Source organism: Pantoea sp. XAF26B01_ASV70 (genome assembly GCF_054512635.1).
In genome coordinates, this window is record NZ_CM137251.1 from 698,510 (window position 1) to 715,840 (window position 17,331).

Sequence of the window (17,331 nt, forward strand, 5' to 3'; positions counted from 1 at the left end):
GCGATGAAAACCCTGAAGAACTGGACGCTGCATCAGCAGGCCGATCACTTTGTTGAACTCAAGGTCGAAGATCGTCACTTCCTGCGGCTTTACGTGCTGGAGGATAAGCTGATGCGCGTGCTGCTGAAGCGCGACGGTGAGCTGGCGCTGAACCGCACCTGGAGCATTGCCCCTGTCAGCGACGTGCCCTGGCAGGGGCGGGATCGTGAGGCGCTGGATGGCTTTACGCTGCCGGCATTTAAGGTTGAACACGATGCGCAGCAGTTGCGCATCAGCACGCAACGGCTGCGTGTCACGGTGCATCAGCCGCTCTGCCTGAGCTGGGAGCAGTTTGATGGTGAGAGCTGGCAGCCGCTGGCCGCCGACCGTCACACCGGTGCCTATCTGCTCAATGCGCACGGTGATGGAGTCGAGCACTATCAGCGTCGCCAGCCGCAGGATCGGGTTTATGGCCTGGGCGAGAAGAGCGGCGATCTGAACCGCGTTAACCGCCGTTTTGAGATGCGTAATCTGGACGCCATGGGCTACAACGCCGCCAGCACCGATCCGCTCTATAAACATATTCCGTTTACCCTGACGCAGCGCGATGGCGTCAGTTTTGGCCTGTTCTATGACAACCTGAGCAGCAGCTGGCTCGATCTGGGGAATGAGCTGGATAACTACCATCTCCCTTATCGTCGCTACCGCGCCGAGGCGGGCGATCTCGATTACTACATGATGCTGGGCCCGACGCTGCTCGACGTCACCAAAGCCTTTGTGCGTCTGACCGGTCGCACCCTGTTTCAGCCGAAGTGGAGCCTGGGCTACAGTGGGTCCACCATGCACTACACCGACGCGCCCGACGCGCAACAGCAGCTGCAATCCTTTATCCGTCTGTGTCGCGAGCATGAAATTCCCTGCGACTCGTTCCAGCTCTCTTCGGGTTACACCTCGATTAACAACAAGCGCTACGTCTTCAACTGGAACTACGACAAAGTCCCGAATCCCAATGCGCTGAGCGACGCGTTTCATACTGCCGGAATGAAGCTGGCAGCCAACATCAAGCCCTGCCTGCTGCAGGATCATCCGCGCTATCAGGAAGTGGCTGCGCATGGGCTGTTTATTCGTGACTCTGAGCAGGATCGTCCTGAGCGTTCGGTGTTCTGGGACGATGAAGGCTCGCACCTCGACTTCACTCATCCGCAGGCGGTGCGCTGGTGGCAGGAGAATGTCACCCGGCAGCTGCTGGAAAAGGGCATCGATTCCACCTGGAATGACAACAACGAATATGAGGTGTGGGATGGCGAAGCGCGCTGTCACGGTTTTGGTCAGCCGATCGCCATCAAGCATATCCGGCCGGTAATGCCGTTGCTGATGATGCGCGCCTCAATGGAAGCCCAGCAGCAATTTGCACCGGACAAACGCCCTTATCTGATCTCCCGTTCCGGCTGCGCCGGGATGCAGCGCTATGTACAGACCTGGAGCGGCGATAACCGCACCAGCTGGCAAACCCTGCGCTACAACATCCGCATGGGACTGGGGATGAGCCTCTCAGGGCTGTTTAACGTCGGGCACGATGTCGGCGGCTTCTCGGGCGATAAGCCGGATGCCGAGCTGTTTGTGCGCTGGGTTCAGAATGGCGTTATGCACCCGCGCTTTACTATTCACTCCTGGAATGACGATCACACGGTAAACGAGCCCTGGATGTACCCGGAGGTCACACCGATGATCCGCGAGGCGATCCGGCTGCGCTATCGCCTGATGCCCTACCTCTATAACCTGGCGTGGCAGGCCAGTGTGGAAGATGAGCCGATGCTGCGCCCGACCTTCCTCGATCACGAGCAGGATCCGCTGACCTATCAGGAGTGTGATGACTTTATGCTGGGGCGCGATCTGCTGGTCGCCAGCGTAGTGGAGCAGGGCGCGCGCAGTCGTGAAGTCTATCTGCCCCGTAACCGCGGCGGCTGGTATGACTGGCACAGCGGCAAGGCGTTTGCGGGCGGTGAGACCATCACGCTGGATGCGCCGCTGGATCGGTTGCCGCTGCTGGTAAGGGCCGGTGCGGTGATCCCGCTGGGCGAGTGCGAAAGCACCACCGATGCGCGGCGTGATACGGTGCGGCAATGGCAGCTATGGCCTGCCCCCGAAGGCGTGCAGACACAAGGCGAAATGTTTGATGACGATGGCGAGAGCCACGGCTGGCAGCAGGGTAATGCGCTATGGCTTCGCTGGACGCTCTGCAGCAGCGCCACGCGTATCGAGCTGACGGTGGAAAAACGTGGAGATTACCAGCCAGCCTGGCGGGAGATCGCGCTGTTACTGCCTGCGGGTGAAAGCCGTGAACTGTGGGTGAATGGCGTGAAAGCCGCGAGTTACCGGCTGGAATAGCGGTGCAGTGGTGTCAGCAAGACGGCAATAAGATCGGCCCCGAAAAGGGGCCGATAAACATTATTCTGCGTGGTTCTCGGTGCTCATGCGGCCCAGATCTTTATCGACCAGGAACAGACCGTTGCCGCTGTTGCTGACCAGCGCCAGTTTATCCAGCACGGTTTTGAACAGTTTCTCTTCTTCATGCTGCTCGGCAACATACCACTGCAGGAAGTTGAAGGTAGAGTAATCCTGTGAGGTCATGGCAGCATGGGCCAGTTCATTGATTTTGCTGGTGATCAGCTGCTCATGCTCCAGCGCCTGCTGCAGAATTTCATTCAGCGAGGTGAAAGAGACTGGCGGCGCAGCGATGGTACCCAGCACCGGCATGCCGCCGGTATCGCTCAGGTAATCAAAAAGACGCTGCATATGCTGCATCTCTTCGCGTGAATGCATCTTCAGGAAGGAAGCGGCACCCTCAAAGCCTTTGTCGCTGCACCAGGCACTCATTTGCAGATAAAGATTGGCAGAGAAAAATTCCAGGTTCAGCTGGTCGTTTAAACGCCCAGTCATTTCAGCAGTCAGCATGGCCGAGTCCTTTTAAGAAGATGTTAAATAAACAGGTATAGTCGGTGAATTATGCATCAAATATGTTAGTAAAGCGAAGGCTTTTCCGCAAAAACAGCCAATTTATCTGATTGATTTAAATAGAATTATTTCGCAAATTGAATGCGAGCGATTCTCATTCTGCATCACTCCTTATCGGGCAACAAAATCAGGATTTCAGCACCATGATAGTGCGCCCGGTCGCTATCCTGCTGGTGCAATCGCCGCTGAAGCTGGAGAAATAGCGGTCATCTGATAACGCGCCGGAAATATCACGTTGCCGTCAGAAAAAGATATTTCGCAGAGCCATAACAGGCAGGGCGTGGATTAAACGCCCAGAGGTGACAGCAGGGCCATTAATCATCGCGCGCCAATCGGCTCTGGCATAAATCATGCTTAGAACTCAGTTCCATATATTGAAACTTGCCACGGCAGGGAAGAGGCGGCAAGCCAGGTTATCAGGAGAAAATAATGTCAGATGAAAGTGTGGTAAGTCCGGTAAAAATGACGGCGACCAAAGGCAGTTATGTCGCGTTAATTTTTGCCATCCTGTTTTTCTCAGGGCTGTTTTATAACGTCGAGGGTCTTTCATGGCTGGGCGCCTTTGACTTCACCACGCTGGGCGGCAGCTTTGGCACCATGAAAGATCCCGCCAGCAACACCTTTCTTGGCGCAGGCGGACTCAGTGCCAAAGCGGGTTTCCTGTTTGCGCTGTCGCTGACGCCCACGGTGATGCTGGCGCTGGGCGTGCTGGAAATCTTCACCCACTACGGCGCGATTCGCGCGGCGCATCGGTTGCTGACGCCGCTGCTTAAGCCGCTGATGGGGCTGCCGGGCCATTGCGGTCTGGCGTTAATCACCGACCTGCAAAGTACCGACGCGGGCGCGGCATTAACCAAAGAGATGGCCGACCAGAATCAGATCGGTAAAAAAGAGGTGGTGGTGATGAGTGCCTGGCAATATTCCGGTGCCGGCTTAATCAATAATTATTTCGCCATCGGCTCCGCGCTATTCGCCTCAATGACGCTGCCGATTATTATTCCGCTGTTATTAATGTTCGTGCTGAAATTTGTCGGTGCGGCGATAACGCGCGCTGTGTTAAACAGTGTTTATAAGAAGGATTTCGCCGATGGAAAATAAAATCACGACCAGCAGTAATCCCTTTGATGTGTTTGTGACCGGCGCGCGTAAAGGCTTTCACATCGCCATTCACAACCTGATGCCAAATGTGGTGATGGCCTATGTGCTGGCAGAAGTGCTCAATCTGCTCGGCATCATGCAGTTTCTCGGGCACGTTTTTGCGCCAGTGATGGGGCTGTTCGGCCTGCCGGGTGAGGCAATTACGGTGCTGCTCACCGCCTGGCTCTCATCGTCGGCGGGTACCGGCGTAGCGGTGAGTCTGCTGACCAAAGGGCTGCTGACCGGCGCGGATATCACGATTCTGGCCCCGGCGATTTTCCTGATGGGATCGCAGCTGCAATATATGGGACGGCTGCTGGGCGTGGCCGATGTGCCAAAAAAATACTGGCCGCTGCTGATGCTGGTGAGCATCATCAACGCGCTGATCGCAATGTCTGTTATGCGTCTGTTTATTCAGGAGTAACCCTGTGTCTGAGGTATTAGAGCATTACCACTATTTACACGAAATTCCGGAGCTGGGTTTTCAGGAGGTGAAAACCTCGGCCTACATCGCCGATCAGCTGGAGAAAGCGGGCCTGAAGGTGACGCGCAATATCAATAACACCACGGGCATTGTGGCCGAGATCGACAGCGATGTGCCGGGTCCGGTGCTGGCGCTGCGCGCGGATATGGATGCGCTGGGGCACATCATTGATGGCGTGCCGTGTGCGCGCCACACCTGCGGTCACGACGGTCACTCTTCGGTCGTGCTGACGGCGGCGACGGCTCTGCTGCAGGAGGGCGCGGTGAAACGTGGCCGGCTGAAGATCCTGTTCCAGCCCGCCGAGGAGCTGGGCGCCGGTGCGCTCTCAATGATCGAAGGTGGCGCACTGGATGATGTGGAGATGATTCTGGGGTTCCATCTGCGTCCGCTGGAGGAGTGCGTGGTCGGCCAGGCGGTGCCTGCGGTGCTCTACTCAGCCTGCAGCACGCTGGAAGCGACCATCAAAGGCCAGCCCGCCCATGCGGCGCGTCCGCACCTGGGGGTGAATGCGCTGGATGCTGCCGTACAGGCGGTTCAGGCGGTCAACTCCATCCACCTCTCGCCCGGCCTGACCTGGAGCGTCAAAGCGACCCGCTTCCTGTGCGACGCCGGTGTCACCAACTCGGTGCCGGATGAAGCCCGCGTAGTCTGGGATCTGCGTTCGCAGGAGAACGGGCCGATGACGCTGCTGAAAGAGCAGGTCACGCGCGCCATTACTCACAGCGTGGCGGCCCTGGGTGCCAGCGCCGAGGTCCGCGTATTAAAAGAGATGCCCGCCGCCGAGATTGATGATGAGGCGACGGCGGTGATCCGCGCCGCGATCGTCGAGGTGCTGGGCGAAGAGGGCGCGCTGTCAACCCGGACCACGCCAGGCAGCGAGGACTTTTTCTACTATCCGGTGAAGCGTCCGGGTGTAAAAGCGGGCTTCTGGGGGCTGGGCACCAACCTGACGCCCGGATTGCATCATCCCGACATGCATTTTGATCTCGACTCGCTGGAGATTGGTGTGCAGATCTTCAAAGCCTGCGTCAGAAAGGTGCTGGGATAACGGAGGCGGGGCGGGTGCAGACCCGTCCCGCTTTGTTGCGGCATCCACCTTTCCCCGATTCCCCGCCCCTGAAATCCTGCCCCTCTCCCTGTAGGCCGCGCGCGCAAAATATTGTATGCTATGCCGCCTTAAAGCTGACCAGGTAACCGGAATTCACGCCAATGTAACTTCGCGCTGACCCGCCAACGATGAAAGATCGTTTTTGGCACCGTTTACCCGCCGGTAAGGTTCTGCCGGCCACCGTGATTTATCAGCAGCGCCAGTAAGTTGCGCTGCCTATTGAGAAGAATTCCATGTCTAATCCCTTTTTAGAAGAGGTGGCACGCCGCCGCACCTTCGCGATCATTTCGCACCCGGATGCCGGTAAAACCACCATTACCGAAAAAGTGTTGCTGTTCGGACAGGCTATCCAGACCGCCGGTACGGTAAAAGGCCGTGGCTCTAACCAGCACGCTAAGTCGGACTGGATGGAGATGGAGAAACAGCGTGGTATCTCCATTACCACCTCGGTGATGCAGTTCCCCTATCGCGATAGCCTGGTGAACCTGCTGGATACCCCGGGTCACGAAGATTTCTCGGAAGATACCTACCGTACGCTTACCGCGGTTGACTGCTGTCTGATGGTGATTGATGCCGCTAAAGGCGTCGAGGATCGTACCCGTAAGCTGATGGAAGTTACCCGTCTGCGCGATACGCCGATCCTGACCTTTATGAACAAACTTGACCGTGACATCCGCGACCCGATGGAAGTGCTGGATGAGGTGGAAAGCGAGCTGAAAATTGCCTGCGCACCGATCACCTGGCCTATCGGCTGCGGCAAACTGTTCAAAGGGGTTTATCACCTCTACAAAGATGAGACCTATCTCTACCAGACCGGTAAAGGCCACACCATTCAGGATGTCCGCATCGTGAAGGGGCTGAACAACCCGGACCTCGACACCGCAGTCGGTGACGATCTGGCGGCACAGCTGCGTGAAGAGCTGGAGCTGGTACAGGGCGCATCGCACGAGTTTGAGCAGGAAGCCTTCCTGAGCGGCAAACTGTCGCCGGTCTTCTTCGGCACCGCGCTGGGTAACTTTGGCGTTGACCATATGCTGGATGGCTTGGTGGCATGGGCACCGCGTCCGATGCCGCGTGACACCGACACCCGCACGGTAGAAGCGAAAGAAGAGAAGTTCACCGGTTTCGTGTTTAAGATCCAGGCCAACATGGACCCGAAACACCGCGACCGCGTGGCCTTTATGCGTGTGGTGTCCGGTAAATATGAAAAAGGGATGAAGCTGCGTCAGGTGCGCACCGGCAAAGATGTGGTGATCTCCGACGCCCTGACCTTTATGGCGGGCGACCGTTCGCACGTTGAAGAAGCGTATCCTGGCGATATCATCGGCCTGCATAACCACGGCACCATTCAGATTGGCGACACCTTTACTCAGGGTGAAAACATGAAGTTCACCGGTATTCCGAACTTCGCGCCAGAGCTGTTCCGCCGTATTCGTCTGCGCGATCCGCTGAAGCAGAAACAGCTGCTGAAAGGGCTGGTTCAGCTGTCGGAAGAGGGTGCGGTACAGGTGTTCCGTCCGGTGCATAACAACGATCTGATCGTGGGCGCGGTCGGGGTGCTGCAGTTCGATGTGGTGGTTGCCCGTCTGAAAAGCGAATATAACGTCGAAGCGATCTACGAAGCGATCAACGTCTCTACGGCGCGCTGGGTTGAATGCAGCGACGCGAAAAAGTTTGAGGACTTCCAGCGTAAAAACGAAGTTAACCTGGCACTCGATGGCGGCAATAATTTGACTTATATCGCGCCAACCATGGTTAATCTTAATATTACGCAGGAACGTTACCCTGACGTCCGTTTCCGCAAAACGCGCGAGCACTAATCGCCTGTTTCCGGGCCATTCCAGCTGGGAGTGGCCCTGTTTTCCTCCTTCCAGACTCCTCCTAAAAACCCCGTTTTTCTTCTGTTTTGACGTGTGATCAACCAGTTAGCCAGGCAATTTGCAAAATGCCGTCTATGATTACTCTATCGGACGGCGGAAGAGACTTCTCTTGTCCTTACGTCCTGTAACGCAGCGGCACCTGTGCCTCTGTTGCGCCCACAGTTTTTGGGTGAGTTAACTGATAGAAGGAAGATATCGATGAACAAGACTAAGATTGCTAAAACCCTGATGGCCGCCATGATTGGCTCAGCACTGATCAGCGGCAGCGCACTGGCTGACGAATCAATGTCGCAGAAAGCGTCACAGACAGCCGACAGCGCGGGTTCAAAAATCGATAGTTCTATGAAAAAAGTCGATGGTTATATGGATGACAGCGGCATCACCGCCAAAGCCAAAGCGGCGCTGGTAGATGATGACGCAATTAAAAGCACGGATATCTCGGTAAAAACGCATAGCGGCGTCGTGACCTTAAGCGGTTTCGTCACCTCACAGGATCAGGCTGAGAAAGCTGTAGCTGTGGTGCAGAAAATCGAAGGTGTTAAATCCGTCAGCGACAAACTACACGTCAGAGACAGCAAAGCATCATCAATGAAAGGTTATGCGGGCGATACCGCTACGACCAGCGAAATTAAAGCTAAGCTATTAGCGGATGACATTGTTCCGTCGCGCAACGTAAAAGTTGAGACCACAGACGGCGTTGTTCAGCTTTCAGGGCAGGTTGCTAATCAGGCACAGTCAGATCGTGCAGAAAGCATTGCTAAAGCCATTGAAGGCGTGAAAAGCGTTAAGAATGACCTGACGGTTAAATCTTAAGCTTGCGTACGGCCACTTCTGTGGCCGTACGAATAAAAGATACCCATCCGGGGATGAAATAAGCAGATCGATTTTAAAATATTCGATTTTTAAATAGGGTAAGGAGAGGCTTATGTTTCGTTGGGGCATTATTTTTCTGGTGATCGCACTGATCGCTGCAGCGTTAGGTTTTGGCGGTTTAGCGGGCACAGCAGCATGGGCAGCTAAAGTTGTCTTCGTCGTTGGTATTATCCTGTTCCTCATCAGCCTGTTTACCGGCCGTAAAAAGCTTTAGCCGATGAGTCCTGCAGTGTAATGCAACGCAAAGCATAGAGCGGAGACCAGTCATCTGTAGCGACTGACGTGAAGAGAGGGACACCTTCACATCGCTGCAAGGTAAGCCAGCCCAGCTGGCCTGCCGGTTAAAGGAACATATGACTGGTTCTCCGGAATGCTGCCGTCTTTAACGGATCGATCCTCCAGCAGACCCGGAACCCCTTTTTGAGGTTCGCACAGTGGGTATACGCATTCCTGTCACGCTCGGCGCCATTGAACCTCTGGCCCTGACTCCGTTTAAATCTCAGAAAATTGCGCTGGTTTGTGAAGGCGGCGGTCAACGCGGCATTTTCACCGCAGGCGTATTAGATGAATTTCAGCGTGCCCGATTCAACCCCTTTCAGCTGATGCTCGGCACCTCTGCCGGTGCACAAAATCTTTCTGCCTATGTCTGTGGTCAGCCCGGCTATGCCCGACGTGTGATTACCCGCTATACCACCAGTAAACTCTTTTTTGATCCGCTGCGCTTTGTGCGTGGTGGCAATCTGATCGATCTCGACTGGCTGATAGATATCACCCGCAGTGAATTTCCGCTGGCGATGAGCAGCGCGGAACAGCTGTTCTCCAGCGGCCGCGAGTTTTATATGTGCGCCTGCCGCAGTGACGACTACACGCCTGGCTACTTCAACCCGACCGCCGATAACTGGCTGGATCTGATCAAAGCCTCCAGTGCCATTCCCGGTTTTTACCGGCTGGGGGTCAGTCTGGAAGGGATCAGCTATCTCGATGGCGGCATCAGCGATGCGATTCCGGTGCGTGAAGCCGCCCGCCGTGGCGCTGATACCATTGTGGTGATCCGCACCGTGCCCTCGCAGATGTTCTACACCCCGAAATGGTTTAAGCGGATGGAACGCTGGCTCAGCACCGGCGCACTGCAGCCGATGATCAACGTGCTGAATAAGCATGAGCAGAGCTATCGGGAAATTCAGCAGTTCATTGAGAATCCGCCCGATGATTTGCGCATTATCGAAATCTTTCCGCCGCATGCGCTGGCCAGCAGTGCGCTGGGGAGCCGCATCGCTTCACTGAATCAGGATTATCATCTGGGACGGCGTTGCGGTCGCTATTTCCTCGCCACGCTGGGCCAGTGGCTGAGTGATGCGGAACCGATGACCACGGCGCGTATCGTAACGCCGCCTGCTCCGGCAGCCAATGCACCCGATACCCGCCTCATCATCACACCGCCGCTGGCGGATAATGATGCTGATTACGACAAAGGATCGCTGGCATGAAGTTTATCGATACGCACTGCCACTTCGATTTTCCGCCGTTTGAAGGGGATATCTCTGGCAGCCTGGCACGTGCTGCAGAAGCTGGCGTGGAAAAGATTATCGTTCCGGCGATCGATGCCAGCCGCTTTGAGCGGGTCTGCGCGTTAGCCGCGGCGCAACCGGCGCTCTATGCCGCGCTGGGCCTGCATCCAATCGTCATCGAAAATCATCAGGAGGCCCATCTCGACCAGCTGGAAACCTTACTGCAACAGCGGCCGCGTAAGCTGGTGGCGATCGGCGAGATCGGGCTGGATCTCTATCGCGACGATCCGCAGTTTGATAAGCAGCAACGCTTTCTTGAGGCGCAGCTTAAGCTGGCGAAAGCGTATCAGCTGCCGGTGATCCTGCATTCGCGCCGCACTCATGACAAGCTGGCGCAGATTCTGCGTCGTTACGATCTGCCGCGCCGTGGTGTGGTGCATGGTTTCGCGGGCAGCCTGCAGCAGGCGCAGGCCTTTATTAAGCTGGGCTATGCGATTGGCATCGGCGGGACCATTACCTATGAACGCGCCAGCAAAACCCGCCAGACTGTGGCGCAGCTGCCGCTCTCTTCGCTGCTGCTGGAAACCGATGCACCCGATATGCCGCTGCAGGGCTTTCAGGGCCAGCCTAATCGTCCGGAGCGGGCGCGTCAGGTGTGGGAGGTGCTCTGCAGCCTGCGTGAAGAGTCACCTGAGGAGATTGCCGATGCGCTGTGGCACAACAGTCAGCAGCTATTTCAGCTCGACCCCGCTTTCCCGGCGCTGCGCAACTGACCCCCCCGCGTCTCACCCGACCTGCAGCCTTCGCGCTTAAATGTGATAATAGTAACATTGCACCCGCTGGCGTATAATGACCATCAGGTACCGTTATCTGTAATGTTAGTCACAGTAAACGTGGCAATGTTGCATTAATTTCTTATTCCTATGTGACTCCTGGCACATATCAGGCCGCATCAGAGTGTTATTATTATAACATTCCGCCGGCGAGCCGGTGGGTTGCACCCCGATCCTTTGGAGAGCCTCATGACCGATATCAAAGACCTTGCCCTGCGCGCCCTGAAACTGATGGATTTAACCACCCTGAATGACGACGACACCGACGCAAAAGTGATCGCCCTGTGTCATCAGGCCAAATCCCCGGCAGGCAACACCGCCGCAATCTGTATCTATCCGCGTTTTATTCCGATTGCCCGTAAAACGCTGCGCGAGCAGGGTACCCCGGAGATCCGCATCGCTACGGTGACTAACTTCCCGCACGGCAATGACGACATTGATATTGCGCTGGCAGAAACCCGCGCCGCTATCGCCTACGGTGCCGATGAAGTGGATGTGGTGTTCCCGTATCGTGCGCTGATCGCCGGTAACAGTCAGGTCGGTTTCGATCTGGTGAAAGCCTGTAAAACCGCCTGTGCCGAAGCAGATGTGCTGCTGAAAGTGATCATCGAAACCGGTGAACTGAAGCAGGAAGCGCTGATCCGTCAGGCCTCTGAGATTGCCATTGATGCCGGTGCCGATTTCATCAAAACCTCTACCGGTAAAGTGCCGGTTAACGCCACGCCTGAAGTGGCGCAGATCATGATGAACGTGATCCGTGATAAAGGCGTCAGCCAGCAGGTTGGCTTTAAGCCCGCTGGTGGCGTGCGCACCGCTGAAGATGCCGCTATCTATCTGAAAATGGCGGAAGAGACGCTGGGTGCCGACTGGGCCGATGCGCGTCATTTCCGCTTTGGTGCATCAAGCCTGCTGGCGAGCCTGCTCAACACCCTGGGTCATGACAGCGACACCAGCAAAGCGGGTTACTGATCCTTCAGGCGGTCGCTGACCGCCTGTTCCCCATCCTGATTTCCCTGAACCAGGGGGTTACCTTGTTCCTGCCACAAGAAATAATTCGCAAAAAACGTGACGGCCATGCGCTGACTGAAGAGGAGATTCGCTTCTTCATCAATGGCGTGCGTGATAACACCGTTTCGGAAGGTCAGATCGCCGCGCTGGCGATGACCATCTATTTCCGCGATATGACGCTGCCTGAGCGGGTCGCGCTGACCATGGCGATGCGTGATTCCGGTACGGTACTGAACTGGAAATCACTTAACCTCAATGGGCCGGTGGTGGATAAGCACTCGACCGGCGGCGTCGGCGATGTGACGTCGCTGATGTTAGGGCCGATGGTCGCGGCCTGCGGCGGATATGTCCCGATGATCTCGGGTCGTGGCCTTGGCCATACCGGTGGCACGCTGGATAAACTGGAAGCGATCCCGGGCTTCGATATCTTCCCGAGCGATGATCGCTTCCGCGAGATCATTAAGCAGGTGGGTGTGGCGATTATCGGCCAGACCAGCTCGCTGGCACCGGCGGATAAGCGTTTCTACGCCACGCGTGACATCACCGCCACCGTCGATTCGATCCCGCTGATTACCGCCTCGATTCTGGCGAAGAAGCTGGCAGAAGGGCTGGATGCACTGGTGATGGATGTCAAAGTGGGTTCCGGCGCGTTTATGCCAACCTACGAGGCGTCAGAAAGTCTGGCGCAGTCAATTGTTGGCGTCGCCAATGGCGCAGGTTGCCAGACCACCGCACTGCTGACGGATATGAACCAGGTTCTCGCCTCCTCAGCCGGTAACGCGCTGGAAGTGCGTGAAGCGGTTCGCTTCCTGACGGGCGAAGAGCGGAATCCGCGCCTGCTGGAAGTGACGCTGGCGCTCTGCAGCGAAATGCTGGTCTCCGGCAAACTGGCCGCCAGCGACACCGAAGCGCGTCAGAAACTGATGACGGTGCTGGATAACGGCAAAGCAGCCGAGGTATTTGGTCGTATGGTCGCTGCCCAGCAGGGACCTGCCGATTTCGTGGAACGCTACGACGCTTATCTGCCGCAAGCCATGCTGAGCAAGCCGGTGTATGCCGACCAGCCAGGCATCGTCAGCAGCATGGATACCCGTGCGCTGGGTCTGGCGGTGGTGGCAATGGGGGGCGGACGTCAGCGTGCCAGCGACAGTATTGATTACAGCGTCGGCTTAAGCGACATGATCACCCTGGGCGAACGTGCCGATGCGCAGCGTCCACTGGCGATCATTCACGCCAGCAGCGAAGACAAATGGCAGCAGGCCGCCGCCGCGGTCAAAGCCGCGCTGGTGCTCGGTAATTTCGCCCCGGCTGAGACGCCGGTTGTCTATCGCCGTGTGAGCGATATCAGCTAACTGACCGGTAACCGGTGCCAGCTGCGATGCATTCGGGTATACTGATCTGATCGCTTTTTTTTGACTTGTCACGCGCCAATGCGCAGGAGACTTGCATGAAACGTGCTTTTATTATGGTTCTCGATTCCTTTGGAATTGGCTCCAGTAAAGATGCCGATAAATTCGGCGACGCAGGTTCGGATACTTTAGGTCACATCGCCGAAGCCTGTTTCAGGGGTGAAGCAGACAAGGGACGTAAAGGCCCATTGCATCTGCCTAATCTAACCGCGCTGGGTCTGGGCAAAGCCGCAGAGCTGTCGACCGGCCGCTTCCCGGCAGGTCTGGATCCTGAGGCGAAAATCACCGGCGCGTACGCTTACGCCAGCGAGCTTTCGTCAGGTAAAGATACGCCGTCAGGCCACTGGGAGATCGCCGGTGTGCCGGTGCTGTTTGACTGGGGCTACTTCAGCGACAAAGAGAACAGCTTCCCTCAGGAACTGCTGGACAAACTGGTCGAGCGCGCAGATCTGCCGGGCTATCTCGGGAACTGCCACTCTTCAGGTACGGTGATCCTCGACCAGCTGGGCGAAGAGCATATGAAAACCGGCAAGCCGATTTTCTATACCTCTGCGGACTCGGTGTTCCAGATCGCCTGTCACGAAGAGACCTTTGGTCTGGATCGTCTCTATGCGCTGTGCGAAATCGCCCGTGAAGAGCTGACCGAAGGTGGCTACAACATTGGCCGGGTTATCGCCCGTCCGTTTGTGGGCGACAAAGCGGGTCAGTTTGAGCGCACCGGCAATCGTCACGACCTGGCAGTCGAGCCACCATCCGCCACCATGCTGAAAAAGCTGGTGGATGAGAAGGGCGGTCACGTGATCTCCGTGGGTAAAATCGCCGATATCTATGCTGAGCAGGGCATTACCAAAAAGGTCAAAGCGACCGGTCTGGATGCGCTGTTTGACGCGACGATTCAGGAGATGAAAACCGCGCCGGATCAGGCGATTGTTTTCACTAACTTCGTTGATTTCGACTCAACCTGGGGACATCGTCGTGATGTTGCCGGTTATGCGGGCGGGCTGGAGCTGTTTGACCGTCGTCTGCCTGAGCTGATGGAGTTAGTCGGAGAAGATGACATTCTGATCCTGACCGCTGACCACGGCTGTGACCCGACGTGGGAAGGTACTGAACACACGCGTGAGCACATTCCGATTCTTATCTACGGACCGAAAGTCGAGCCGGGTTCACTCGGTTACCGCGAAACTTTCGCCGATATTGGTCAGACAATTGCACACTATTTTGGCCTGTCCGAGATGGACTATGGCAAGAACATGCTGTAAATCAGCAATTTAACAAGGATTAAACAATGGCAACCCCTCATATTAATGCTGAAATGGGCGATTTCGCAGACGTCGTGCTGATGCCTGGCGATCCGCTGCGTGCAAAGCACATTGCTGAAACCTTCCTGGAAAATCCGGTAGAAGTTAACAACGTGCGCGGGATGCTGGGCTACACCGGCACCTATAAAGGCCGCAAAGTCTCTGTAATGGGCCACGGAATGGGTATTCCTTCCTGCTCCATCTACACCAAAGAGCTGATCACCGACTTCGGCGTGAAAAAGATCATCCGTGTGGGCTCCTGTGGTGCCGTGCGTGCCGATGTAAAACTGCGTGACATCGTGATTGGTATGGGTGCCTGCACCGATTCCAAAGTGAACCGTATGCGTTTCAAAGATCACGATTTTGCTGCGATTGCTGACTTCGACATGGTGCGTAACGCGGTTGATGCGGCGAAAAACCTGGGTGTTGAAGCGCGCGTAGGTAACATCTTCTCTGCCGATCTCTTCTACACCCCGGATCCGCAGATGTTCGACGTGATGGAAAAATATGGCATCCTCGGCGTTGAGATGGAAGCTGCAGGTATCTACGGTGTGGCCGCAGAGTTCGGTGCTAAAGCGCTGACCATCTGCACCGTATCAGACCACATCCGTACGCACGAGCAGACCACCGCTGCTGAGCGTCAGACCACCTTCAACGACATGATCAAGATTGCGCTGGAGTCTGTTCTGCTGGGTGATTAATCAGCGTGGCAGGCATTGACGCCTGCTGCCCGATCCCCTTGCGCAGATCCCCCTTAACCGGGGGATCTGCATTTTCCCGCCTCGCCGTCCCGGTAACATTCACATCAAATGACACACTTTTGGTCAGGCTTGTGCATCTTCGCGCTGGCACGCCCGCGATCGCGCTTTATCATGGTGCGCAATAACAGATAATAATTAATCGCCTGATAATGCCCCCTGATGAACTTTCGTAACTTCCAAGCTGAAGAGAAGCTGTTTGCCCGCCGCGCTGCAATAGCCTTTGCTCTGGTCTGTCTCTGTTTCACCATTCTTGGCGTAAACCTTTTTCGCTTACAGGTGCGTGATCATGGCTATTACCAGACGCGCTCTAACCAGAACGACATCAAAATGATCCCCATCGCCCCGACGCGCGGGCTGATTTATGACCGCAACGGCATTCCGCTGGTGCGAAACGTCAGCTGGTACGCCATTACGCTGACGCCTTACAAAATCAGCGACATGGACGCCACGCTGCGGGCACTCACGCCGATCGTTAATCTGACGCCGGACGAAATCGACACCTTCCGCCATGCGCTGAAGCAGACCAGCCGTTACAAGCCGGTGGTGCTGAAAGAGGAGCTGACTGAAGAGCAGGTCGCCCGCTTTGCGGTCAATCAGTTTCACTTCACTGGCGCCAGCATTGAGACCTACCAGGATCGTGAATATCCCTATGGCGCGGATCTGGCGCATGTGATCGGCTATGTGTCGAAAATCAACGATAACGACTATAAACGGCTAAATGCGGAAGGCATCGCCGAAAACTATGCGGCTGACCATAACATTGGTAAGCAGGGGATTGAGGGTTATTACGAAGCGCTGCTGCACGGCAAGCCGGGTTATCAGGAAGTGGAAGTGGATAATCATGGCCGCATTGTGCGGGTGCTGAAAGAGGTACCGCCGGTCGCGGGTAAAAACCTGACGCTGACGCTGGATCTGCACCTGCAACAGTATGTGGAAAGCCTGCTGGCGGGGCAGCGTGCGGCGCTGCTGATTGAAGATCCGCACGACGGCTCCGTGCTGGCGATGGTCTCCAGCCCCAGCTACGATCCCAATCCGTTTGTAAAAGGCATCAGCTATCAGGCCTATAAAAAGCTGCTACAGGACAAAGATCTGCCGCTGATTAACCGCGTCACGCAGGGACTCTATCCGCCCGCCTCCACGGTGAAGCCTTACATGGCGATGTCGGCGCTGCTGACTCATGTGATTACGCCGCAGTCGCAATTCTTTGGCGCACCTACCTGGACGCTGCCAGGCACGGACCGGCGCTATCGCGACTGGAAAAAAACCGGGCACGGCATGCTGGATGTGACGCGGGCAATCGAAGAGTCTGCCGACACCTTCTTCTACCAGGTGGCGTTCATGATGGGCATCGATCGCATTCACACCATGCTCAGCCAGTTTGGCTATGGCAAATCGACCGGCATTGACCTGAATGAGGAGTACAGCGGTTTACTGCCGAGCCGTGAGTGGAAGCAGAAGGTGCATAAAAAGGCCTGGTATCAGGGTGATACAGTGTCGGTTGGCATTGGGCAGGGTTACTGGATTGCGACACCCATTCAGATGGTGAAAGCGATGGTGGCGCTGATTAATAACGGTCGGGTCATTGCTCCCCATCTGCTGGAGAAAACCCAGCGCGGCACGCTGGTGGAGAACTATCATCCGCAGCAGCATGAAGCGCAGATTGGCGATCCTCATTCACCTTACTGGTCGCTGGTACGCCACGCGATGTTTGGCATGGCTAACGCACCCAACGGCACCGGTTATAAATATTTCCACACGGCACCCTATGGCATCGCTGCGAAAAGCGGGACGTCGCAGGTGTTCAGCCTGCGCCAGAACCAGACCTATAACGCGAAGATGATACCGGTACGGCTGCGTGACCATATCTTCTACACCGCCTTTGCGCCCTTTAATGACCCGAAAGTGGCGGTAGCGTTAATTCTGGAGAATGGTGGCAACGAAGGAATTACTGCGGCACCTGTAATGCGGGCGATTCTGGATCATATCTTTATCCCGCCGGTGCCAGAAGCGCCGGTTCAGGCAACACCTTAAAAGG

15 protein-coding genes are annotated in these 17,331 nt (G+C 56.1%); 14 read left to right on the forward strand and 1 reads right to left on the reverse strand.

Going from position 1 to position 17,331, the window contains the following annotated elements:
* Positions 1-3: 3 nt before the first annotated feature.
* Positions 4-2,367 (forward strand): glycoside hydrolase family 31 protein, encoded by a 2,364-nt coding sequence (locus ACX8ZY_RS03330; protein ID WP_421665226.1) that lies wholly within the window; start codon positions 4-6, stop codon positions 2,365-2,367.
* A 60-nt stretch (positions 2,368-2,427) separates the two neighbouring features.
* On the opposite strand, the gene ftnA is transcribed toward ACX8ZY_RS03330, so the two are convergent.
* Positions 2,428-2,934, reverse strand: a complete 507-nt coding sequence (gene ftnA / locus ACX8ZY_RS03335; RefSeq protein ID WP_010248984.1) for a non-heme ferritin — start codon at positions 2,932-2,934, stop codon at positions 2,428-2,430.
* Between the two features lie 489 nt (positions 2,935-3,423).
* On the opposite strand from ftnA, the gene ACX8ZY_RS03340 reads away from it, so the two are divergent.
* The 13 genes from ACX8ZY_RS03340 (at position 3,424) to mrdA (ending at position 17,327) form a co-directional block, all read left to right on the forward strand.
* A complete protein-coding gene (locus tag ACX8ZY_RS03340; protein ID WP_010671100.1) occupies positions 3,424-4,092 on the forward strand; it encodes a nucleoside recognition domain-containing protein in 669 nt (222 codons plus the stop codon).
* Positions 4,082-4,555, forward strand: a complete 474-nt coding sequence (locus ACX8ZY_RS03345; protein ID WP_010248980.1) for a YjiG family protein — start codon at positions 4,082-4,084, stop codon at positions 4,553-4,555. The genes ACX8ZY_RS03340 and ACX8ZY_RS03345 overlap by 11 nt, the downstream gene beginning before the upstream one ends.
* Positions 4,556-4,559: 4 nt before the next feature.
* On the forward strand, positions 4,560-5,663 hold the full coding sequence (locus ACX8ZY_RS03350; RefSeq protein WP_421665227.1) for a M20 peptidase aminoacylase family protein: 1,104 nt from the start codon (positions 4,560-4,562) through the stop codon (positions 5,661-5,663).
* A 293-nt stretch (positions 5,664-5,956) separates the two neighbouring features.
* Complete coding sequence (prfC, locus tag ACX8ZY_RS03355) at positions 5,957-7,543, forward strand: peptide chain release factor 3 (RefSeq protein WP_010671098.1); 1,587 nt, start codon at positions 5,957-5,959, stop codon at positions 7,541-7,543.
* Positions 7,544-7,801: 258 nt separating this feature from the next.
* Positions 7,802-8,416, forward strand: coding sequence for a molecular chaperone OsmY (osmY, locus tag ACX8ZY_RS03360; RefSeq protein ID WP_010671097.1), 615 nt, complete (start codon positions 7,802-7,804; stop codon positions 8,414-8,416).
* A gap of 112 nt (positions 8,417-8,528) precedes the next feature.
* Positions 8,529-8,690, forward strand: a complete 162-nt coding sequence (locus tag ACX8ZY_RS03365; RefSeq protein WP_003848537.1) for a DUF1328 domain-containing protein — start codon at positions 8,529-8,531, stop codon at positions 8,688-8,690.
* A 220-nt stretch (positions 8,691-8,910) separates the two neighbouring features.
* Positions 8,911-9,963 (forward strand): patatin-like phospholipase family protein, encoded by a 1,053-nt coding sequence (locus ACX8ZY_RS03370; protein ID WP_031594053.1) that lies wholly within the window; start codon positions 8,911-8,913, stop codon positions 9,961-9,963.
* Complete coding sequence (locus ACX8ZY_RS03375) at positions 9,960-10,757, forward strand: TatD family hydrolase (RefSeq protein ID WP_010671095.1); 798 nt, start codon at positions 9,960-9,962, stop codon at positions 10,755-10,757. The genes ACX8ZY_RS03370 and ACX8ZY_RS03375 overlap by 4 nt, the downstream gene beginning before the upstream one ends.
* A 249-nt stretch (positions 10,758-11,006) precedes the next feature.
* Complete coding sequence (deoC, locus tag ACX8ZY_RS03380) at positions 11,007-11,786, forward strand: deoxyribose-phosphate aldolase (protein WP_010248957.1); 780 nt, start codon at positions 11,007-11,009, stop codon at positions 11,784-11,786.
* 62 nt (positions 11,787-11,848) lie between these two features.
* Positions 11,849-13,177, forward strand: coding sequence for a thymidine phosphorylase (gene deoA, locus ACX8ZY_RS03385; RefSeq protein WP_421665228.1), 1,329 nt, complete (start codon positions 11,849-11,851; stop codon positions 13,175-13,177).
* A gap of 95 nt (positions 13,178-13,272) precedes the next feature.
* Positions 13,273-14,496 (forward strand): phosphopentomutase, encoded by a 1,224-nt coding sequence (gene deoB, locus ACX8ZY_RS03390; RefSeq protein ID WP_010671093.1) that lies wholly within the window; start codon positions 13,273-13,275, stop codon positions 14,494-14,496.
* A gap of 26 nt (positions 14,497-14,522) precedes the next feature.
* Positions 14,523-15,236, forward strand: coding sequence for a purine-nucleoside phosphorylase (gene deoD / locus ACX8ZY_RS03395; protein WP_010248951.1), 714 nt, complete (start codon positions 14,523-14,525; stop codon positions 15,234-15,236).
* A 219-nt stretch (positions 15,237-15,455) separates the two neighbouring features.
* Entirely contained in the window at positions 15,456-17,327 is a 1,872-nt protein-coding gene (mrdA, locus tag ACX8ZY_RS03400) for a penicillin-binding protein 2 (protein ID WP_010248949.1), read from the forward strand.
* Positions 17,328-17,331 lie beyond the last annotated feature (4 nt).